Here is a 21,878-nt window from a genome sequence, read left to right on the forward strand (position 1 = left end):
AACAAACCTTCAATCTGCCCTTACCTTCACATAACGTCCAGGTGCGGCTTCAATTGCAGGAAACTCTGCATTTCCAGGCGTAGCAGGCACTTTCACCATCTTGCCGCCATGCTCACCCAAAAAGGCTGACCATTCTGGCCACCAGCTACCAGGGTGTTCAGTTGCACCAGCGAGCCAGCTTTCTGTATCCAGGCCGGTCTGCTCATTAGTCCAATAACTTCTTTTCTTCTTGGCAGGGGGATTAACAACACCCGCAATATGGCCCGAAGCCCCCAGCACAAAACGGTTGCGATTTTTATGACGGGGATTGAGCAAAGCGGTAGAGGCGTAAGCCGCCTGCCATGGCACGATATGATCTTCACGCGAACCATAGATAAAACATGGTGCATCAATTTTGCCCAGATCGACCTTGCTGCCTGCAACCGTCAACGCACCTGGCTGCTTGAGTTTGTTTTCCAGATAGGTGTTACGCAGATACCAGCAAAACATGGGGCCAGGCAAGTTGGTGCTATCGGCATTCCAGTAGAGGAGATCAAATGGCGGCGGCGCTTCGCCCTTGAGGTAATTTGACTGGACATAATTCCAGACCAGGTCATTTGCCCTCAGGCTAGAGAAAGTGCTGGCAAGATCCTTACCGGGCAAGATGCCACGGCGGCCTATGGTTTGTTCACGCATCTTGACTTGCATTTCATCGACAAACACATCGAGTACACCAGTCTGCGTAAAGTCGAGCAAAGTAGTCAGCAAAGTCAGACTGCTGGCCGGGTGTTCGCCACGAGCTGCCAGCACCGACAAGGCCGTAGAGACGATGGTGCCGCCCACGCAAAAACCGAAAGCATTGACCTTGTCCTGCTTACTGATCTTTTGCGCGACCTTGATGGCCTGTATGGCGCCGTCTTCGATATAGTCGTTCCAGCTGACTTCGGCCATACTTTCATCTGGATTAGCCCAGGACACCAGGAATACAGTATGCCCCTGATCGACTGCATATCGCACGACCGAGTTCTCAGGCTGCAAATCCAGGATATAGAATTTATTGATACAAGGTGGCACCATCAACAGAGGGCGTTGATGTACCGTCTTGGTGGTTGGCTGATATTGAATCAGCTGGAACAAATGATTTTCATAGACCACAGTACCGGCCGATGTGGCGACATTTTTACCGACTTCAAAGGCTGACTCATCTGTCTGGGAGATACGGCCTTTTTGCATATCGGCCAGCATTTGGGTAATGCCCTTGGCCAGGCTCTCACCCTTACTCTCGATCAGCTTGCTTTGCGCTTCGGGATTGGTGACCAAAAAATTAGCCGGAGACATGGCGTCAATCATTTGCTGCACTGCAAAACCGATTTTCTGTTTTGTCTTGATTGGGGCCTGCACAGACTCTGCCATGGCCATCAAAAAGCGTGCGTTCAACAGATAAGACGCTGCACTATAAGAGTGCATGGCATGGTTATGCCAGTCCGGGGCAGAAAAACGCCTGTCATTGAGATCAGGGATTTTGGATACGGCAAAGTCTTGCCATAACTTGCCGAACGCTTGCATATACTCCGTTTGCAAGCGCGTCATGGTGGCGGGGTCTATCTGCGCCCCCAGGTCCTTCAGCATGTCGGCTGCTGGCATTGGGTTCATTGCTGCGGCAGGTTTCATCCACTCCTGCCATTTGTCTTGATTCACTAGCTGTGACATCCACTCGGAGTACATAGCTTGAGGATCGAAAGTCTTCATGCGTGCCTCCTGATTTTCGCGTATCGTTTCGAAATAATTTTAAGCTTTCTTTCCCTGACTAAATAAGCTGCAATACAGTCCTCACTATTGCATGCCAATACGTATCCATATCAAGCATTCACAATAATCAGTAACAAGGTTTCTATGTATATCGTTGCAATCGCCTGGATTTATGTCGTACTGATGATGTCGATCACAGAACACTCCGTCATCGCAGGCATCATGACTTTCCTCTTGTATTGCGTTTTTCCTTTAACAATAGTTTTATACCTGATGCGCACACCACAGCGCAAGCGTGAACGACTGGAAAAACAAGCTGCACTGCAAAAACAATCTGAAACTCCAACAGTTTCAGAAGATCATCGGCCAACCGAAACCAAAGCCGACTAAGCTAAAAACCTTCAATCTGGTGCTATCCAGATCAGGCTCGCCATTCTTCCGCTGATTCCGTCACGTCGATAAGAATAGAATTCCGCCACTTCAGTCACTGTACAACGGTCACCACCAGACACCTGACTAACACCGATATCATTTAGCAATTTTCTTGCCAGCCCGCAAAGATCAGCCAGATATTTTTCCGCCCCACCCTGCCTGGCTCGTGCTTTGAAATAAGCCTGCGCATCAGGAAGTTGCGCAGCAAAAGCATCCAATACATCGCGTCCAACTTCAAATTCTTGCGGCCCTATTGCCGGACCAAGCCAGGCAATAATTTCCTGAGCCCCCTTATCACGCATAGCTGATACGGTATTTTGTAATACGCCACCAGCCAACCCGCGCCAGCCCGCATGTGCTGCGGCGACGACTTTACCGCGAACATCGGTAAATAAAACCGGCAAACAATCGGCAGTCAACACAGCGCAGACTTGCCCGGCTTGCGTACTGAGCACAGCATCACCGATATTACTGACATTGCCAAAAGCGAGATCAGCAGCATCAAGTATTATATTGCCATGCACTTGTGATAAGAATATGACATCCGAAGGCAATTGACGATTTAATTTATCCCGATTCTGTGTTACTGCGATGGGATTGTCGTTGACATGGTCACCGAGATTAAGGCCAGCGCTGCCGGCTGCATCACCATAGGGGCCAAGGCTGACCCCACCATGACGGGTAGTGGTGAACGCCCGCACGGTAGCGGGCGCGTGCTGCCAGTCAGGCAGCACTACCGGGAAAGGAGCAAGAGCAGTTAAGTCCTTGCTGTCTAGTTTCATACTGTCTGTATACCTGCCTGCAGCAGCAATGCTGCAAAATCATCAGCCAAGGGGATTTCCCACTCCACATGCTCGCCTGTGGTCGGATGTGTCAAACCCAGCTTGCGCGCTTGTAGCGCCTGGCGATGAAAGAAACGCGCCAGATGCTGTTTGCCATATAAAGGATCGCCAACCAGAGGAAAGCCCAGTGACAGCATGTGTACGCGTATCTGATGGGTACGGCCAGTTTCGAGTTGACAGGCCACCAGGCTGACAGGGAATTTTTCCAGCATGCCAGCAGCTACGCGCTGGAAATGCGTGACAGCAGGTTTGGCAAGCATGCTTTGCGAAACTGCCATCTTGATGCGGTCACGCGGATGCCTGGCCATAGGCGCATCGACAGTCCCCGACAAATTAGGCGTCCCCCATACCAGTGCATTATATTCACGCTTGACTGTCCTGTCCTGCAACTGGCGCACCAGTTCTGTATGAGCAATCAGGGTTTTGGCAACCACCATCAGGCCAGAAGTATCTTTATCCAGTCTGTGGACGATACCAGCGCGTGGCACACCCAGCAAAGCTGGCCAGCGATACAGCAAGCCATTGAGCAAAGTGCCTGACCAGTTACCTGCTGCCGGGTGTACCACCATATCAGCCGGTTTGTTGATAACCAGGATGTCATCATCTTCATAGACCACGTCCAAAGGGATGTCTTCCGGTGCATAAGCACCTTCGTCGGGTGCTGCCTGTGGCTCGATGATGATCTTTTCATCACCCAGCATGGTCATCTTGCCGCGACCTAGCTTGCCGTCAACGCTGACGAACCCGCCTTCTATCCATTGCTGGATACGGCTTCTTGAATATTGTGGAACCAGTTTGGACAAAGTCTTGTCCAAACGCTCACCACAGGCTTCTGAAGTGAGCTTTAATTCTATATTTTCTACTACAAGGGCAAAATCTTCGTCCACTTCGGTGGTATCGTTCAGCCCTTCTAATTCAGTGTCCAGGTCGGAATCTGACAAAATCACTGTAGTAGTTTGTTTCACATTTTTTGCCATCGGCTATAATCCGTAAATTGTTTTCATGCTCACGCACAAATTTATGCACATTAAATCTTTGAAATTGCTGGTTCTGGCTGTTGCCGCGTCCTTAAGTTTAAGCGGCTGCGGGGTATTTGGTGAAAAAGGCGATGAGACCAAAACCTGGTCAGCATCAAAATTATACGCTGAAGCAAAAGACGAAATGTCCAGTGGGGGTTATGAAAAGGCAATTCAGTACTTTGAAAAACTTGAATCACGCTTCCCTTTCGGTACTTACGCACAACAAGCGCAGATGGAAACTGCCTACGCTTATTACAAACAAGGTGATCAGGCGCAAGCACTGGCCGCCGTTGAACGATTTATCAAGCTGCATCCAAATCATAGTCATGTAGACTATATGTATTACTTGCGTGGCGTGATCAACTTCAATGACCAGGTTGGCTTGTTCAATTTCCTGGCTAATCAGGACATTACTGAACGCGACCCTAAAGCTTCCCGCGATTCTTTTGACGCTTTCAAACAACTGGCAATCCAGTTCCCAGACAGTAAGTATACGCCAGACGCGATCTTGCGCATGAAATATCTGGTAAACGCCCTCGCACAATACGACGTACACGTAGCGCGCTACTATCTGCGTCGCGGTGCGTACCTGGCTGCTGCCAACCGTGCCCAAGCCGCGATCAAGGAATATCCGGATGCGCCTGCCATTGAAGAAGCGATGTTTATTTTAATACGCTCCTACGATGCCATGGGTATGACAGAGCTGCGTGATGATGCAAACCGCGTCTTCTTGCAAAACTTCCCGAAAAGCGATTACCTGAGCGGCAAAGCCGGTTCGCGTAATGCATGGTGGAAATTCTGGTAAAACCTCATGTCACGTCAGGACATGCGCATGTCCTGACGAATTATGGCTGAACCAGATGAAAATTACCTACGCCATCTAATCTTCAATCTTCCGTCGGAATACCCAGCTAGTCTTGGTTGATTCTTCTTCGCAATAGGCATACCCCTCTTCCGTAAAGGCTTTCAAGTCATTTGCCTTGCGTATGCCCTGTTGTGCGCTATATCTGGCCATCAAGCCTCTGGCGCGCTTGGCATAAAAAGAAATAATCTTGTATTTGCCATTCTTCCAGTCCTGAAACACAGGAGAAATCACAGGTACACCTAAAACTGCAGGTCGAACAGCCTTGAAGTACTCATCCGATGCCAAATTCACCAGTATCTGTGATTTATGTTGCTGAATAGCATCACTTAACTGTAAACTTATTTTATCGCCCCAGTAGGTATACAGGTTTTTACCAAGAGGATTGGCAAGCGTCGTTCCCATTTCCAGGCGATAAGCCTGCAAGGCATCAAGAGGACGTAGCAAACCATACAAGCCAGACAAGATACGCACGTGATTTTGCAGGTATTTCAGTTGCGGAGAAGTCAGGCTGCTGACATTGAGTCCTTCATACACATCACCATTAAATGCGAATACTGCCTGCTTCCTGTTTTGCGGTTTGACTTCGAGCTTCCAGTCTGCAAAACGCTGCACATTCAATTGCGCCAGTGCAGGAGAAATATCCATGAGTTCAGCCAGTTGATCAGAAGTATATGTTCTGGCAATTTCCACCAATTCCTCAGCCTCAGCAAGAAAGTGTGGCGTAGTCATGGTTTTGGTCCTTACGGGTGTTTCAAAGTCCAGACTTTTGGCCGGAGATAATACAATGAGCATAAATTGAATTTAAAAGACAAAATGACCGACATCATACCTAAGCGCGTAATTCTTGACACCAATGTATGTCTGGATTTATTTGTGTTCAAAGACCCCAGATGGTCAGTTTTGCTTGATGAACTCAGCAATGGGCAGTTACAGGCACTGACACGCACTGATTGCCGGGATGAATGGATAGCCGTACTCAGCTACCCCCACCTCGCTGCAAGACATGAAAGCGCCGAAGCCGTAACAGCCCTGTTTGATGCACACATCAATTGCCTGACTCCTGTTGCGACCGGATACAAACTCCCGGTGTGCAGTGACAAGGATGATCAAAAATTCTTAGAAATTGCACGTGATACTCAAGCCGAAGTTCTCATTACCAAAGACAAGGCCCTGCTCAAACTCGCCAGGAAAATGAAGCAGGCTGGCATGTTCAGGATAGAGACGCCCGAACAATTTTTGCGAACTTACGTAAAAGAATGTGACAAAACTGCATCGGGAGTAACAAAAGAATGACAAATTTTATTACTCTGAGTTATTCTTCGGTAATGTCCTGCTACTATGAACAAGAGCAAAAAGCAGTCTTGTTCATGGATAAAAATTACCCCTTGATTTAAGCAAAATAAATCAGGAAAAAACCGGAGTCCATGCGGAAACGTGGTATCTGAATGGCAGCAGCACTCAGAACATTTCTGCATACTCTCGCTGACACACCGTGACATTTGTGAAGCTTTACACAATGATCAATGCGATTATGGAGAACCAAGGACTATGACCGATTCAGCAGATGATCTGGACGCATTGTTTGAAGAAATGGCCAATCAGCGCCTGGAAACCAATGTAGAGTCCCCCTCTTCCCAAGCAGCACCTACTGTGATTAGCGAACCTATATTGCAGGAACCGGCTCCTGCCAAGTTCAATTTTCACAGTGATGATGCAGACGCCACCAAGCCCATTTTTGACCGCTTGGGTGGCATCGTCAGAATGCTGCATGACTCCATGCGCGAGTTGGGCTATGACCGTTCACTGTCAGATGTTGCAGTGCAGATTGCAGATGCCCAGGGCAGGCTTGAATATGTCGCCACACTTACTGAGCAGGCTGCCAACAAGGTCTTGAACGCCACAGATCTGGGCATGCCTGAACAAGATGAACTGGCCAAGAAAGCCAAGTCCATGGATGCGCGCTGGACGGACCTGTTTGATGGCAAACTTAGCGTTGACGAATTCAAGTCCCTGGCGACCGACTCCAAGACTTTTGCCAATAATGTGCTGACTGCCACAGACGCTGAAAAAGCGCGTTTGCTGGATATCATGATGGCGCAAGACTTCCAGGATCTGACTGGTCAGTTGATCAAAAAAGTGGTGGCCATCAACAAACGTGTTGAACACGAACTGACGCAAATTCTGCTGGATAATGCACCGATAGAATTGAAGGAAAAAGCAGTAGAATTGATGGAAGGCCCTTCCGTCCCGAACGCAGCGTTGGAACAGGATGATGTAGATAACCTACTTGATAGTCTGGGTTTCTAATGGATGACATGCTCAAAGAATTTGTCGTCGAAGCGCTCGATCTGGCGACCAATGTAGAAGAACATCTACTCTCACTCGAGCGCAATCCCGGCGACATGAATACGCTGAATGCCGTATTCCGGTCCTTCCATACGATCAAGGGTGGCGCAGGCTTCATGAATTTGAGCGCCATGGTATCGGCCTGCCATTTAACCGAAAATCTTTTCGATGCCCTGCGCACTGGACAAGTTCCTGTCACGCCCGAGGCCATAGAAGCAGCGCTTGAAGCCAGTGGCTTTGTCGCCGATCAGCTTACCGCCCTGAACAATGGCACCGAGCCGGACAAACTCTCGACCATGCCCAAGTCGCTGGAAAAAATGCTGACTGATGCCATAGAAATGAAGGGCGTCAGCAAGAAACCAGCCGCAACCAAAGCCAAGACGGCCGATGCACCCAAGCCAGTAGAAAAAGCCGCCGAGCCAGCAGCGAAAAAAGAGAATACCGGCGAACTCGACTGGGAAGCCTATTTCCGTGCGGTGACACCAGCAGGCACACTACCAGAAGCCGTAGCCGACACTGCAGAAGCCGTCGAAGAAGAAGCGCAGGCTCCCGCACAAAGAGAGGAGACTGAAGCAGTCAAATCCTCCTTGTCCGGTGCCGAAATCAAACAGAATGCGCCGGCAAAAGAAGAAAGCATACGTATAGATGCGGTCAAACTGAATGTCTTGCTGGAAGTTGCCGGTGAATCCGTGCAGGCAGCCAATCAGGCAGCAGTATTGCTGGAAAAATTATCGCAATTCAAGTTTGACGGCCAGGCCGCACCACTGATGTCTGCCCTGACTGAAACCCTGACACGCGCATCCCGTTACTCAACCGAGCTGCAACGCGCCACGCTGGCGACACGGATGCAGCCTGTAGGACGTTTATTCCAGAAATTCCCAAGGCTGATCAGGGAATTGGCACGTGACCTCGGCAAAGAAGTTGACTTGAACATTGCCGGTGCAGAGACAGAAGTGGACCGCGTTGTCGTTGACAGCTTGTATGATCCGCTGGTGCATATGTTGCGCAATGCGCTTGATCATGGCATAGAAACCGCTGAAGAACGCATCAATGCCAACAAGTCACCGCGCGCCACCATTTCCTTGAAAGCCTGGCAAGAAGCCAGCAGCGTCATGATCGAGGTCACAGATGATGGCAAAGGCATGGACGCACAAAGACTGCGCGATAAAGCCGTCTCCAAGGGCCTGATCAATGTGCATGATGCCCGTACCGACGACGAAGCTTTCCAACTGGTATTTTTACCAGGCTTCTCGACCAAAGAAGTCGCGTCCAGCGTATCTGGCCGCGGTGTCGGTATGGACGTGGTAAAAACCGCTGTAGAACGCCACCGCGGCGCGATACGCATAGCCTCTCAGTTGGGAACAGGCACAACCTTCCTGATCCGCCTGCCAATTGAGCTGTCTATCGTACCGACCATGCTGGTTCGCACAGATGGTGCTTCGTTGGCATTGCCAATGGCAACCGTGCAGCGCGTGGTTGAATTACCAGAAACCTTTGAAAGCGTCGGTGGCCAGCCTGTTTTGCGCGATCTTGGCCGACCTTTGCCAGTCAAATCACTGGGCAAGATACTAGGTTATACACCGGCATCAGAAAGAGTTGGTATCGTCATTGCCGCCCCTAGCCCTTACATCTTGTCTGTCGATGCGGTTGATGGCACAGCTGACCTGGTGATCAAACCACTGACCTGCATCAGCACACCTGGCATTACCGGTACTGCCCGTTCTGCTGAAGGTGAGCTGGTCCTGGTGATCAGTCTGTCTTTCCTGATTGATGGTTGCAAGACGCGGGAACGCATCACGGCTTAATTCCTGCCCAATTCAATAAATCAACAAGCTTCATCTGATAAACGCATTTTGACCAAATCTGTCAAAATGCGTTTATTCTTTTCACAGCCACATGGCGCGTCATGACCACTCCCCCACTCTCTCTGCAAGATTTCATGCTGGAGAATAAGTTTGCAGATCTCCCCTCGCATTTCTTTACCCATCTTTCGGCCAACTCCATAGATAAACCTTATCTGGTGGCGGCCAGCCATAAAGTTGCGGCGCAATTGAACCTCGATCAGGCCAGTTTGGACTCCCCTGAATTTCTCGATTATTTTTCCGGCAATCAGGTCCTGCCTGGCAGCAAACCCCTGGCAGCCGTTTATTCGGGCCACCAGTTTGGCGTCTGGGCCGGTCAACTGGGTGATGGCCGCGCCTTGCTACTTGGTGGCAGGTCTCATGATGGACAACATCTGGAAATACAGTTAAAGGGTGCAGGCATGACGCCGTATTCTCGCATGGGTGATGGCCGGGCAGTATTACGCTCATCCATACGCGAATTTTTATGTTCAGAAGCGATGGCTGCGTTGAACATACCGACATCACGCGCACTCTGCGTCATAGGGTCAGACCAGATGGTATTCCGCGAAACGCCAGAAACCAGCGCCGTTGTCGCACGCGTCGCTCCAAGCTTTGTACGCTTTGGTTCTTTTGAGCACTGGTACTATAACGACAGGATGGATGATTTGCGTTTACTCGCCGATTATGTCATCGCACAGTCTTACCCTGAACTACAGACAGAAAATAATCCATACCAGGCATTACTCTCCACGGTCACCACGCGTACTGCCGAACTGATGGCGCATTGGCAGGCTGTCGGCTTTATGCACGGCGTCATGAATACCGACAATATGTCTATCATCGGCCAGACTTTGGACTATGGTCCATTCGGTTTCATGGAGGCTTACGATGAAAAACATATTTGCAACCATACTGACCAGCAAGGACGCTATTCCTACCGCATGCAGCCAGCGATAGGTAACTGGAACTGCCAGGCTCTGGCGCAAGCCTTGTCGCCACTCATAGGTAGTGTTGATGACACCAATGCTGCGCTAAGCCATTACCCGGCCATTTATCGCCAGAAATGGACAGCGCTCATGCATCAGAAGTTTGGCCTGAAGACAGATCACGAAGCTGATCTGGACTTATTTGCTGGCTTTTTCACTTTGTTACAAAGTAATCATGCAGACTTCACCCTGAGTTTTCGCTGTTTGAGTAAGCTTTCGAATCAGAAATCGACCAAGGATGAGCTGCTGCGCGATTTGTTCCTGGACAGGGATAGCCTGGATGAATGGTTGGTCAATTACCGGGCACGCCTGGCAATAGAACAAAGTGATGAGCTGACACGTCAGACCAGCATGTTGTCAGTCAATCCCAAATATATTTTAAGAAATTATCTTGCTCAGTTAGCAATAGAAAAAGCGCAGAAGAAGGACTTTTCAGAAGTCAGGAAATTATTGCATATTCTGGAAAATCCCTATGAGGAACAAGACGAACACGAAGATTATGCAGAATTGCCGCCTGACTGGGCCAAGCACCTGGAAGTCAGTTGTTCATCCTGAAAAAAAATGCAGAGGAAATCATGAGTAAAATTGTAAAGTCAGATGCCGAATGGAAAGCGCAGTTAAGTTCCATGGAATATGAAGTCACCAGACATGCAGCTACCGAGCGCGCTTTCACAGGTAAATTCTGGGACCATCATGAGGTAGGCACGTATACTTGCGTGTGCTGTAACACGCCCTTATTTACTTCAGATGCTAAATTTGACTCTGGCTGCGGCTGGCCAAGTTACTTCAAGGCAATTAATCCTGCCAATGTACGTGAAAAAGTTGATACATCTCATGGCATGACGCGCACTGAGATATTGTGTAATATCTGCGACGCCCATCTGGGACATGTATTCCCCGACGGACCGCCACCTACGAGGTTGCGCTATTGCATTAATTCGGCCTCCTTGAAATTTGACCCTGCAACCTGAGTTGTCTGTAAATGAAATTCCTTTTTGACATGTTTCCGGTAGTTCTGTTTTTTATCACCTTCAAATGGGGTGAAAAAAATCCGGCTACCGCGCAATCGCTGGTCTCTGACTATTTTTCCGGCATCGTCTCTGGTGGTGTAACGACTGCTGAACTGGCTCCCATATTGCTGGCGACAGCGCTTACCCTGGTCGCTTCCATATGCCAGATTGGCTACCTGCTTATACGCCGTAAAAAAGTGGATGCCATGTTATGGATTTCCTTCATCATTATCATGGTGTTCGGCGGTGCTACCCTGTACTTCCAGAGTGAATCCTTTATCAAATGGAAGCCTACGGTGTTGTACTGGTGCTATTTTGGTGCATTTGCTTTGGCTCAGCTTGTTTTCAAGAAAAACCTGATTCAAATGGCAATGGGCGAGCAAATCAAACTGCCAGAGCAAATCTGGACTCGCCTTAGTTATGCCTGGATGCTTTATTTCTTGCTGATGGGCTTCGTCAATCTGTATGTGGCATTTAATTTCTCCACAGACACATGGGCAAATTTCAAATTAATCGCCGTGGTTGCTATCATGCCGGCATTTATCATCATCCAAAGCCTGTTTTTGGCGAAATATATGGAAGAACCAGCCCAATGACACGCCAGGAAAAAATATTAGCACGCCTGACGGAAACCTTGCTGCCAACTCAGTGTCAATTAACGGATGACTCCGAAGCCCATCGCGGCCATGCCGGTGCAGCAGGTGGTGCAGGTCATTACAGTGTAAGAATAGTCTGTCAACAATTTGAGGGATTAAACCGTATTTCCCGCCATCGACTAGTGTATGATGCCGTTGGCGATATGATGCAAACGGAAATTCATGCCCTCAATATTGTGGCATTGAGTCCGTCAGAGATAGCGACCTAAGCAGTTTATTTATAATCCGTTTTTTTTATTTTGTTATTTAGGAACAGACAATGACTTTTAAACCTGCTCATTTGCTGGTGGTACTTCTTGCAACTGCCCTGCCTGCAATGGCTCAAAATCTGGCTACGGTTAATGGCAAGGCTATTCCAGCCAGCCAACTCGAATTATTGGTAAAACAAGCGGTAGCGCAAGGCCAGCAGCAGGATACGCCTCAGTTACGTGCACAGATCAAACAAAGCCTGATCGCCAATGAAGTCTTGATACAAGAGGCAGAGAAATCCGGACTGGCCAAAAACGCCGACGTAAAACAAGCTATAGAACAAGCGCGTCAAACCATTCTGGTTCGCGCGATGATGATCGACTATCTGAAAAAGAACCCTGTAACTGACGCAGAAGTTCAAGCCGAATACGATAAATTGAAGGCTCAGGCAGGTGACAAAGAATATCACCTGTATCACATCATGCTTGATACAGAAGATGAGGCCAAAGCAATCATTTCCAAATTGAAAGCTGGCGCCAAATTTGACGAACTGGCCAAACAATCCAAAGATCCTGGTACAGCGTCCAAAGGCGGTGATCTGGAATGGTCTACACCAAATAACTGGCCACCAGCATTTACCCAGGCATTTACCAAACTGCAAAAAGGCCAATTTACAGAAACTCCTGTAAAACTGACCGATGGCCAGGGCAAAGACAAGTTCCACATCATCAAACTGGATGACACGCGCACAGCGAAATTCCCAACTGTTGAAGAAGTGAAACGTGAATTTGTTGACGGTATTTCACAGCAGCGTATCCAGGTCTATCAACAGTCCCTGATCAAAAAAGCCAAGATCCAATAAAAGCTTGGTTCAATTTAAAAAGAGGCGCAATGCGCCTCTTTTTGCATTCTGGCTACAGTTTTTACTGGTATTTATTGATAATACTGTTTAGTTTGCCATTTCGTTGCAATTCAGCCAGGCCCTTATCCAGTTGCTCTATGATTTGTGCTGCCTGAGGATGCTCCTTACTGACACCAAAATGCAGGGGGTATTTTTCAGTCTGTGGCAAGTTTAATATTTTGTAAGTACTCATATCCAGCGGCAAAAGGCTCAAGCGGGCAAAGCCCCACAATACCTCCTGCATATCCACCACAATGTCACAATGCCCACGTTCAATTTTACGCATGAGACTGGTGTAACTGGTTGCGCCACTCTCAATCGCAGAGGCTGGCAGGCGGGTATAGAAAGTCGATGAGCCGTGCAAAGAACACACTTTGTATTTTTCCAGGTCATTGAGTACTTGCAGGGGAGCTTGCGAGAAGCGCTTGGCTGAATACAAATAGGAAGGTGTCAGGCTATGATAACTGCGGGAAAACAGGTAAATCTTTTCGCGCTCAGGGTTTTTGAATACCGACATCACAATATCGAATCCCTCCCGCGCCTGCACCTCGGCGAGGCAGCGGGCCCAGGGTCTGAGTTCTATTTTTGGGTCAGCAAAGATATTTCGCAAAATATCTGCCGACAAACCTTCAACCGGCGTTCCTGCAGCCTTGATATAAGACATGGGGGGCCAGTTACTATCTCCGCCACAGGCGCGCAAGCGCTCTGCTGCACCGGCAGTGTGCAAGGCAAACAACATGGCAAAGAATAGCAAATATCGCATTTATCTGGAGAAAGTTTCCCTGCGATTCATTATAAGGAAAGCTGCACACCTCAAACGCTTTATTCTGGATTCAAAATGTAAATCATCTTCATAAAGCGTAAAGCAAATAAAACGGGCGAAATCACTTCCATGATTTCGCCCATCGTTCCTGCAATCCTACCATTGCCAGTCCGTCACTGTCTTGCAAAGGAACAAATCAGCCGACAAAGACGCGCGCATTGCGGAACATGCGCATCCATGGAGAATCCTCACCCCAACCATCTGGATGCCATGAATGCAAGACAGTGCGGAATACACGCTCGGCATGTGGCATCAACACGGTAAAGCGGCCATCTTCATTGGTGACCGAGGTAATACCCTGCGGTGAGCCATTCGGGTTATAAGGATAAGCTTCCGTTGCCGTGCCTGCATTATTGATAAAACGCATGGCCACCTGTGCCTTGGCGATGTCACCAGTCGTTGAAAAGTCAGCAAAACCTTCGCCATGAGCGATAGCGATAGGTGTTTGCGTACCCGCCATACCCTGGAAGAAGATGGAAGCAGACTCAGCAACTTCTACCATGGCAAAACGGCCTTCAAATTGCTCAGACTTGTTCTTGGTGAATTTGGGCCATGCCTGCGCACCAGGGATGATGGATTTCAAATTACTCATCATCTGGCAACCATTACAGATACCCAGACCAAAGGTGTCATCGCGGTGGAAGAATTGTGAGAATTGATCAGACATCATGGCATTGAACAAAATCGTTTTTGCCCAGCCCTCGCCTGCACCCAGTACATCACCATAAGAGAAGCCACCGACAGCGATCAAGCCCTTGAAGTCAGTCAGTTTTGCGCGGCCAGCAATCAGGTCACTCATGTGTACGTCTACCGCTTCAAAACCGGACTTGTGCATGACATAGGCAGTTTCTATATGCGAATTCACACCCTGCTCACGCAAGATAGCAACCTTGGGACGTACGCCAGTCGCAATGAATGGCGCTGCCACGTCTTGCTGCGGATCGAAACTCAATTTAGGCTGCATGCCTGGATCATTAGCATCCACGATGCGCGCATATTCAGCATCAGCACCGGCGGGATTGTCGCGCAGGCGGGCAATTTGCCAGCTGGTTTTGCTCCACAACTGATGCAAGGCAGTTCTAGGCTGCGTATAGATTTGCTTGGCATCGCGGGTAAATTCAATGATCGCGCTGTTGTTTGGCTTGCCTATGATATGGCTGCAGGCACCCAGATTAAAGCTGCGCAAGATATCCATGACTTCTGAGCGTTGTTCAGTACGCACTTGGATCACGGCACCCAGTTCTTCATTGAACAAGGCACGCAAGGTCATGTCATTACGACGTTCAGACACCTGGCTGGCCCAGTTCTTGGCATCGCCCTGGTCTGCCGCATGTTCACTATCCATGGTCAGGATATCCAGATTGACAGACAAGCCAGCACGACCAGCAAATGCCATTTCACACAGGCTGGCGTACAGACCACCGTCAGAGCGGTCATGGTAAGCCAGCAATTTGTCTTCGCTATTCAATTGCTGGATAGCGGCAAAGAAGGCCTTGAGGTCGTCTGCACTATCAACATCCGGTGCGTCATTGCCCAGTTGCTGCATGACTTGCGCAAAGCAGGATGCACCCAGGCGATTCTTGCCACGGCCCAGGTCGATCAAAATCAGGCTGGTATCACCCTGATCCAGGCGTATTTGTGGGGTCAGTGACTTGCGCACGTCATACACAGGAGAGAAGGCAGAAATAATCAGCGATACCGGCGAAGTCACCGCCTTGCTTTGACCTTCATCCTTCCACGTGGTACGCATGGACAGAGAATCCTTACCTACCGGGATACTGATACCCAGTGCCGGGCACAATTCCATGCCGACTGCCTTTACCGTGTCAAACAGGGCGGCATCCTGGCCAGGCTGGCCACAGGCTGCCATCCAGTTGGCCGACAGTTTGATATCCGAAATATCTTTGATTGGTGCAGCAGCGATGTTGGTGATGGCTTCGCCAACGGCCATACGGCCAGATGCAGCAGCATCAATCACGGCCAGCGGTGTACGCTCGCCCATGGACATGGCTTCGCCCAGGTAGCCTTCCAGGCTCATTGTGGTCACGGCACAATCAGCCACCGGCACTTGCCATGGGCCTACCATCTGGTCACGCACTGAAGTAGCACCCACTGTGCGGTCACCAATGGTGATCAGGAATGATTTATCAGCAACCGTAGGCAAACTCAGTACACGCTCAGCGGCAACTTGCAGATCGATGCCTGTCAAATCAATTTTTGGGAAATCATTGCTGACATGGACAACATCCCTGTGCATTTTTGGCGGTTTGCCCAGCAAGACATTCATGGGCATATCGACTGGTGAAGTATCATTCAGCGGGTCAATGACGCGCAATTGACGTTCTTCAGTCGCAGTACCCACCACGGCAAACGGGCAACGCTCACGTTCGCAGAAATGACGGAACAGTTCCAGGCTTTCTGGTGCTATGCCCAGGACATAACGCTCCTGCGATTCATTACTCCAGATTTCTTTCGGCGCCATGCCGCTTTCTTCAAGCGGTACTTTGCGCAAATCAAACAAGGCACCACGCTTGGCATCATTGGTGATTTCAGGGAAGGCATTTGACAAACCACCAGCACCTACGTCATGGATGGACAGGACAGGATTATCATTACCCAACTGCCAGCAAGAGTTGATGACCTCTTGCGCACGGCGCTCCATTTCAGGGTTGCCACGCTGCACGGAGTCAAAATCCAGATCTGCCGTATTGGTACCAGTCGCCATGGAAGAAGCCGCACTGCCACCCATGCCTATACGCATGCCGGGGCCACCCAACTGTATCAACAGGCTGCCTACCGGCAGATCATTCTTTTTGGTGTGCTTGTCCGAGATATTGCCGATACCGCCAGCAATCATGATGGGCTTGTGATAGCCATAGACCGTGCCGCCGACATTTTGTTCGAAGGTACGGAAGTAGCCACCCAGGACGGGACGGCCAAATTCATTATTGAAAGCCGCACCACCCAAAGGGCCTTCTATCATGATCTGCAACGGTGAAGCGATGCGGTCTGGCTTGCCGTAGGCATTCGCATCGACTTTTGCAGTCAGACTGTCACCGGCATTTTCCCAAGCCTGGCGCGCGCCTGGCAACATCAGATTGGATACTGTAAAACCGGTCAGGCCAGCTTTTGGACGTGCGCCACGACCGGTTGCACCTTCGTCGCGAATTTCACCACCCGCGCCAGTAGAAGCGCCTGGGAATGGAGAAATAGCTGTCGGGTGATTATGTGTTTCCACCTTCATCAGAGTATGCGTCAACTCTTCTGTGACCTTGTACACCTGGTCTTTACCGGATGGGAAGAAGCGTTTGACGACTGCACCTGCCATGATGGAAGAATTATCGCTGTAGGCAACGATAGTGCCTCTGGGCTGCAACTCATGGGTATTCTTGATCATCTGGAACAGGGATTTATCCTGTTTCTGACCATCGATAGTCCAGTCTGCATTGAAAATCTTGTGGCGACAATGCTCGCTGTTCGCTTGCGCAAACATCATCAGCTCAACGTCAGTCGGATTGCGTTTAGCCGTGGTGAAGGCATCGACCAGATAATCAATCTCGTCGTCAGATAAAGCCAGGCCGAGTTCAGTGTTCGCCTGCAGCAGGGCTGCCTTGCCACCTTCCAGTACGTCTACATGTTCCAGCTCTTTGGCAACCAGTTCAGAGAACAGCGCCTGCGCTTGCTGCGGATCGGCCAGCACCATTTCTGTCATGCGATCATGCAAGAATGCTGCCACCTGTTGACGGCTGCTATCAGCAAGCTTTTTGGTACCGCCCAGCAAACCTGTCTTGACCTGTACATAATAGATAATGCCGCGTTCCAGACGATGGATATGCGTCATGCCGCAATTATGGACGATGTCTGTTGCCTTGCTGGCCCATGGCGAGATCGTGCCAAAACGTGGGATCACGACAAACATATCACCTTCGCTGCTGGCAGCAAAGGCATCGCCATACACCAGCAGAGCATTCAGGCGGTCAGCGTCTTCCTTGGCCAGTTCAGATGCTGTATCGACAAAATGAACATAGCGTCCGCTGACGCCGACAATATTGGCATCAACAGCTTGCAAACGAGAGAGGAGACCGGAGGTACGAAAAGCAGACAGGGCGTTGGAGCCTGGCAATATCAACATGGTGAGTGAGGTAGTTGAGGCAATGTACACAAAACCTGCCATGCACATTTGCTGGTTGGATCAGAAAGCGTGATTATACCTTGATGCCCTACCCGACTCCAGACGCCAGCAGGAAGAAATTGCCTTGACTGCCAAACTCAATTCATAAACAGGGTGCTGCGACCGATTTTTTTACTGTTTTTGAATTTATGTGCATATTTTTTATCATTAAATCCTGCCAGATCTTCATCCAGCACGACCAGACTGACCAATTGCTCGTTGGTAATTTTATCAAAAATAGTATCTGAAACAACAATCTCGTTTTTATGCAGCTTATTTCCCCAAAACAAATCACTGCTGCGACTCTCAACTACCCGTACCGGCCGCTTCAAATAAAATGGTAGCGAGGATTGATGTTCGAATACTTTAAATAAAAATACTTCGCGTTTGTCGGGCGCGGTATTCAATTCAGTCACCAGCGGCAGAGTAGAAGTCCACTGCGACGACGCTTGCAAAACACCGATAAACGCCAGCAACATCAGTGCGGGCAAAGCGATGAATGGCAATATCCCAACACCCGGTTTGCGCCAGGCAAGCACCGCGATACCTGCGCTTAGAACACAGGCTGATGCCATGAAGGCTTGCAAAAACTGCTTCCCGTTCGTGCCATAAATCATCAGGGAAGATATCTGATGATTTACTTGTTTCCCTACCCACCAGGCGAGAGCACCAAACAATGCTGATAAGACCAGGCCTACCAGCCCTCTGCCCCAAGCCATGCCCAGGTTTCTGTCTTCCAAAGCGATGGCAAGCTGCAGGGCAGCCAATGGCATGACAACGACAAGATAATAATTCGCCTTGGCGCTGGACAAAGAGAAAAACAAAACTGGCATGATCCAGGCGCAAGCCAGGAAGAAATGCAGGGTTCTTGGTGTTTGCAGGCGCGCCTTGACGAATAAAAGCACAGGCAAAAAGAAAGACCAGGGGAATAAATAGATCACCATCCTTGGCAGGTAATACCACCAGGCACCGGCATAATAATCATGCGGCTCGCGTTTGCCCAAAAAACGCAGCACATGTTCATTAATGAAATAAAACCAGGCAAATATGGGTTCGGCCAGGATGGCGGCAATATGCCATGGCAAGGCGATCAGCAAAAAAATGGCAATCGCCCTGGCATTAAACCAGGCCAGAATTCTTTTGAAAAAATCGCCTGTTGAGCTGGAAAACAGTATGGTGTAAACAAATGTCACAGCCACAAATAAAATGATCGCTACAAAGCCTTTCGCCAACAATGCGAAAGCGAGCATTCCCAAAGACCAATTGAGTTTTTTCTTTTCACCAGAAACGCTGTACAGGTACCCAAACATCAGCGCACCAGTCAGAAATACCGCCAACAGCATGTCAAACATCAGGGTACGCGACATGGCCATGACACCCAGGCCGCTGATAAACATCAAAGCAGCCAGCCGTGAGGCTGAGACACGTGCAATCTGACGCCCAAACCACAAAATCAGCGCCACGCATGAAAATGCGGACATCGCAGGCACCATCCGGGCCGCCCATTCATTCTCGCCAAAGATCGCAAAAGAAATCGCCGTTAGCCAATACAACAATGGTGGCTTTTCCATATAGGCCAGACCATTCAGATGCGGAATAATCCAATGGTGCCAATCGCCAGATGCCAGCATTTCCCTGGGGATTTCCGCATACAGGCCTTCATTGTTATCCAGTATCGGATAGCAACCCAGACCATAAGCCAAAAAGAAGATAGTAAGTACCCATACCAGCCAGACAGGTATGACGGGTTGACTCACTTCAGTATTGGCTTGCACAACATTCATAGATGGGGCGAATTATTTCCCGGGAAAATGGGACTTGTCTCAATTTAATTTTCAAGTAGCGAACTTTATCCACTCTTGGTGAATAAAGCAAAAAAAGACAAGCAAATTGCTTGTCTTTTTTCAAGGTATCGATTAATCAGGCTACAGAGGCTACATTTTTCGCCCAAACCAAGGCTGCCATGTGGGCTGCGTTCAAATCAGGTGGAGTGATCTTCAAGGATTCTGCAAGAGAGCCGACCAGCATGCTATTCAATTCGCATGCCTCAGCCAACGCCAGGAATGGCCCGTAAGTGCCACCACGGGATATCAATGCTTCAGTGACCACTTCAGGCAATTGTATTGATGACAGCACTTCCTCCATAGGAATGCCAAGCAGCCTGTCCAGCAAAGAGAACATCCCTGCCACAAACAGATTTTCTGCTTCACTCTTGGACATTTTGCCCTGCCCCAAAATTTCAGCGAGACGACCACGGACGATGGCAGTTTCCAGCAATACCGGGGAATAACCACTGGTGCTAGCAGTTGCCAATAACAGGGTGAGCCATCGATATAAAGGGCTGTAACCCAGCATCTGTACTGCATGCTTCAAGGACTGCACTTCAGAGCGCAAGCCGAAACCGGCAGAGTTAATGTAGCGCAAAAGCTTATAAGCCAGCGTCGCATCGCGCTTGACGACGGCTTCAAGCTGCTGGATGTCGGCATTTTTCCTGACCATTTCCATCAACTGCAAAATAGTCGTTTGCGAGGTATTTAAAGTCTTGGGCGCAGTGCTTGGTCTTGGTGTCAGGTGCAGCTTACCGACAAAGCTATCCAGACCCAATGCAGAGCATGCATCGAAATCCTGCCAGGCAGTAACATTGCGCGCCACCATACGGACAGTCGATTGCTTCAATGTCGCATATACCTTGGCTTGCGATGCAAAATTGGCGGCATTCAATTTAACTTCAAGATGGGTAATTTGCGCAAAATAAGCGCGTTCCAGCGTGGTTACTTCAGCACCGCGCAGGCATATGCCGTAACCGAGTTGGCGCAACTCGGTCACCGCAGCCAGCGTATCCGGGTCAGCAAAGTATTTTTTATGGAGTATCAGTACGGTATTCTTGGCGGGGAGCAGCTTTAAACCCTCTGCATGCAATAACTCAGGCACTGCCTCAAGGAACAGCAGGCTATCGCCAAGCAAGAAACCTTTGTCGTCATCCTGCAATTGCACCGCAACAAACTCAAGCAAGGCGCTCAGGCTTTCCGTGCTTGCTTCTGCATTTTGATCCGGCTGTTGCCAGGAAATTTGAAAACCAATAACTCGTTGCTTAGGATCGAGTAAGGGCTCCCTTACGATGAAGCTTTCTTCTATCATCTTAGTATTATTTATGTTGGATTAATATGATTGAAAAATTCAGAACTCAAGGCTGTCGTGCAAATATTAAACTGATTCTGGTTTAAACAAGCCCGGTATCACGTTGTAGATTGATTCTCGCACTAGTCAAACAGCACGCGCAATCTGCCGTCGACTACCATCCAACGACTAATCAATCGTTCATTAACTTGCACGAACCAAGCACTCACAAGAGTGGATATCTGCACTGCCTCTTCTGAAATTGTGGCAGCAACACCAAAGCGATAAGGCTGATTTCGCGTACCTTCGCCTGCATACTTTAAACACTGACACAAAACCAAGCTTTGCACACTATCCCGCAACAGTTTGTCCATGTGCCGCACGCTGCCCAGGAGATTTTCTACTTGAGTATCTGAATTGACGGATAGACTCATTTTCCTCTCCTGGGAAAGCTGATTGCTCTGCTATTTTCCTAATTTTTCGAAAATCTTTGTCAGTTTTTCATCCAGCGTGGCTGCAGTAAATGGTTTCACTACATAGCCATTTGCGCCCGCCTGTGCTGCAGCAATGATGTTTTCTTTTTTGGCTTCGGCAGTCACCATGAGTACCGGCATTTTTGATAAAGCCGGGTCAGCACGGATGTGCTGCAACATCGTCAGCCCGTCCATGTTAGGCATGTTCCAGTCTGAGATGACGAAATCGAAATCACCATTCTTCAGTTTTGCCAGTCCCATTGCACCGTCTTCTGCTTCATCGACATTGGAATATCCCAATTCTTTCAGCAAATTCCGCACTATGCGACGCATAGTAGAAAAGTCGTCGACTACTAAAAATTTGAGATTTTGATCGGCCATGAATTACTCCACTATTTCTTTAAGGACAGTTATTAGCATTATCGGACAAATTGAGATAAAACGGTGGTGAAATTGCTGTAACACATTAAATTCTA

Annotated in this window: 20 protein-coding genes; 10 read left to right on the forward strand and 10 right to left on the reverse strand. The window is 49.1% G+C overall.

Annotation, left to right across the window (positions count from 1 at the left end; all coding sequences use genetic code 11):
- Window positions 1–9 precede the first annotated feature (9 nt).
- A complete protein-coding gene (gene phaC / locus AC07OI_RS04355) occupies window positions 10–1,728 on the reverse strand; it encodes a class I poly(R)-hydroxyalkanoic acid synthase (protein WP_495256406.1) in 1,719 nt (572 codons plus the stop codon).
- Between the two features lie 144 nt (window positions 1,729–1,872).
- Between phaC and AC07OI_RS04360 the strand changes: the two genes are divergently transcribed.
- Window positions 1,873–2,118 carry a hypothetical protein gene (locus AC07OI_RS04360; protein ID WP_492702981.1) on the forward strand — a complete coding sequence of 82 codons (246 nt, stop codon included), beginning with the start codon at window positions 1,873–1,875 and terminating at the stop codon, window positions 2,116–2,118.
- Window positions 2,119–2,129: 11 nt separating this feature from the next.
- Here AC07OI_RS04360 and pgeF read toward each other — a convergent pair whose 3' ends face one another.
- Both pgeF and AC07OI_RS04370 read right to left on the reverse strand, forming a co-directional pair.
- Window positions 2,130–2,942 (reverse strand): peptidoglycan editing factor PgeF, encoded by an 813-nt coding sequence (gene pgeF, locus AC07OI_RS04365; protein ID WP_495256407.1) that lies wholly within the window; start codon window positions 2,940–2,942, stop codon window positions 2,130–2,132.
- On the reverse strand, window positions 2,939–3,979 hold the full coding sequence (locus tag AC07OI_RS04370) for an RluA family pseudouridine synthase (RefSeq protein WP_495256408.1): 1,041 nt from the start codon (window positions 3,977–3,979) through the stop codon (window positions 2,939–2,941). The genes pgeF and AC07OI_RS04370 overlap by 4 nt, the downstream gene beginning before the upstream one ends.
- Before the next feature lie 43 nt (window positions 3,980–4,022).
- On the opposite strand from AC07OI_RS04370, the gene AC07OI_RS04375 reads away from it, so the two are divergent.
- Complete coding sequence (locus AC07OI_RS04375; protein WP_492702978.1) at window positions 4,023–4,826, forward strand: outer membrane protein assembly factor BamD; 804 nt, start codon at window positions 4,023–4,025, stop codon at window positions 4,824–4,826.
- Between the two features lie 75 nt (window positions 4,827–4,901).
- On the opposite strand, the gene yaaA is transcribed toward AC07OI_RS04375, so the two are convergent.
- The gene (yaaA, locus tag AC07OI_RS04380; RefSeq protein ID WP_492702977.1) at window positions 4,902–5,678 is read right to left on the reverse strand and encodes a peroxide stress protein YaaA; all 777 of its coding nucleotides are present in this window, start codon (window positions 5,676–5,678) and stop codon (window positions 4,902–4,904) included.
- 21 nt (window positions 5,679–5,699) lie between these two features.
- Between yaaA and AC07OI_RS04385 the strand changes: the two genes are divergently transcribed.
- From AC07OI_RS04385 to AC07OI_RS04420, 8 genes are all read left to right on the forward strand, one after another.
- The gene (locus tag AC07OI_RS04385) at window positions 5,700–6,179 is read left to right on the forward strand and encodes a putative toxin-antitoxin system toxin component, PIN family (RefSeq protein ID WP_492702976.1); all 480 of its coding nucleotides are present in this window, start codon (window positions 5,700–5,702) and stop codon (window positions 6,177–6,179) included.
- A 255-nt stretch (window positions 6,180–6,434) separates the two neighbouring features.
- The gene (locus AC07OI_RS04390; protein ID WP_492702975.1) at window positions 6,435–7,193 is read left to right on the forward strand and encodes a protein phosphatase CheZ; all 759 of its coding nucleotides are present in this window, start codon (window positions 6,435–6,437) and stop codon (window positions 7,191–7,193) included.
- The gene (locus AC07OI_RS04395; protein ID WP_492702974.1) at window positions 7,193–9,037 is read left to right on the forward strand and encodes a chemotaxis protein CheA; all 1,845 of its coding nucleotides are present in this window, start codon (window positions 7,193–7,195) and stop codon (window positions 9,035–9,037) included. The genes AC07OI_RS04390 and AC07OI_RS04395 overlap by 1 nt, the downstream gene beginning before the upstream one ends.
- 101 nt (window positions 9,038–9,138) lie before the next feature.
- Complete coding sequence (locus AC07OI_RS04400) at window positions 9,139–10,617, forward strand: protein adenylyltransferase SelO (RefSeq protein WP_495256409.1); 1,479 nt, start codon at window positions 9,139–9,141, stop codon at window positions 10,615–10,617.
- Between the two features lie 20 nt (window positions 10,618–10,637).
- Window positions 10,638–11,033: a peptide-methionine (R)-S-oxide reductase MsrB gene (gene msrB / locus AC07OI_RS04405; RefSeq protein ID WP_425450863.1), complete on the forward strand. Its 396-nt coding sequence runs from the start codon at window positions 10,638–10,640 to the stop codon at window positions 11,031–11,033.
- A gap of 11 nt (window positions 11,034–11,044) precedes the next feature.
- Entirely contained in the window at window positions 11,045–11,668 is a 624-nt protein-coding gene (locus AC07OI_RS04410; RefSeq protein ID WP_495256410.1) for a septation protein A, read from the forward strand.
- Entirely contained in the window at window positions 11,665–11,937 is a 273-nt protein-coding gene (locus tag AC07OI_RS04415) for a BolA family protein (RefSeq protein WP_492702971.1), read from the forward strand. Before AC07OI_RS04410 ends, AC07OI_RS04415 begins: the two co-directional genes overlap by 4 nt.
- Before the next feature lie 50 nt (window positions 11,938–11,987).
- The gene (locus tag AC07OI_RS04420) at window positions 11,988–12,779 is read left to right on the forward strand and encodes a peptidylprolyl isomerase (protein ID WP_492702970.1); all 792 of its coding nucleotides are present in this window, start codon (window positions 11,988–11,990) and stop codon (window positions 12,777–12,779) included.
- Window positions 12,780–12,840: 61 nt separating this feature from the next.
- Here AC07OI_RS04420 and AC07OI_RS04425 read toward each other — a convergent pair whose 3' ends face one another.
- The 6 genes from AC07OI_RS04425 to cheY form a co-directional block, all read right to left on the reverse strand.
- Window positions 12,841–13,581 (reverse strand): substrate-binding periplasmic protein, encoded by a 741-nt coding sequence (locus AC07OI_RS04425; RefSeq protein WP_492702969.1) that lies wholly within the window; start codon window positions 13,579–13,581, stop codon window positions 12,841–12,843.
- A gap of 196 nt (window positions 13,582–13,777) precedes the next feature.
- Entirely contained in the window at window positions 13,778–17,773 is a 3,996-nt protein-coding gene (gene purL / locus AC07OI_RS04430) for a phosphoribosylformylglycinamidine synthase (RefSeq protein ID WP_495256757.1), read from the reverse strand.
- Between the two features lie 137 nt (window positions 17,774–17,910).
- Complete coding sequence (locus AC07OI_RS04435) at window positions 17,911–19,596, reverse strand: glycosyltransferase family 39 protein (RefSeq protein ID WP_495256411.1); 1,686 nt, start codon at window positions 19,594–19,596, stop codon at window positions 17,911–17,913.
- 136 nt (window positions 19,597–19,732) lie between these two features.
- Window positions 19,733–20,950, reverse strand: a complete 1,218-nt coding sequence (locus tag AC07OI_RS04440) for an EAL and HDOD domain-containing protein (protein WP_492702967.1) — start codon at window positions 20,948–20,950, stop codon at window positions 19,733–19,735.
- 122 nt (window positions 20,951–21,072) lie between these two features.
- A complete protein-coding gene (locus AC07OI_RS04445; RefSeq protein WP_492702966.1) occupies window positions 21,073–21,363 on the reverse strand; it encodes a hypothetical protein in 291 nt (96 codons plus the stop codon).
- A 30-nt stretch (window positions 21,364–21,393) separates the two neighbouring features.
- On the reverse strand, window positions 21,394–21,783 hold the full coding sequence (gene cheY, locus AC07OI_RS04450; RefSeq protein WP_110253727.1) for a chemotaxis response regulator CheY: 390 nt from the start codon (window positions 21,781–21,783) through the stop codon (window positions 21,394–21,396).
- Window positions 21,784–21,878: the final 95 nt, after the last annotated feature.

The sequence above is a fragment of the Undibacterium sp. GW821-FHT07F11 genome (genome assembly GCF_059418665.1).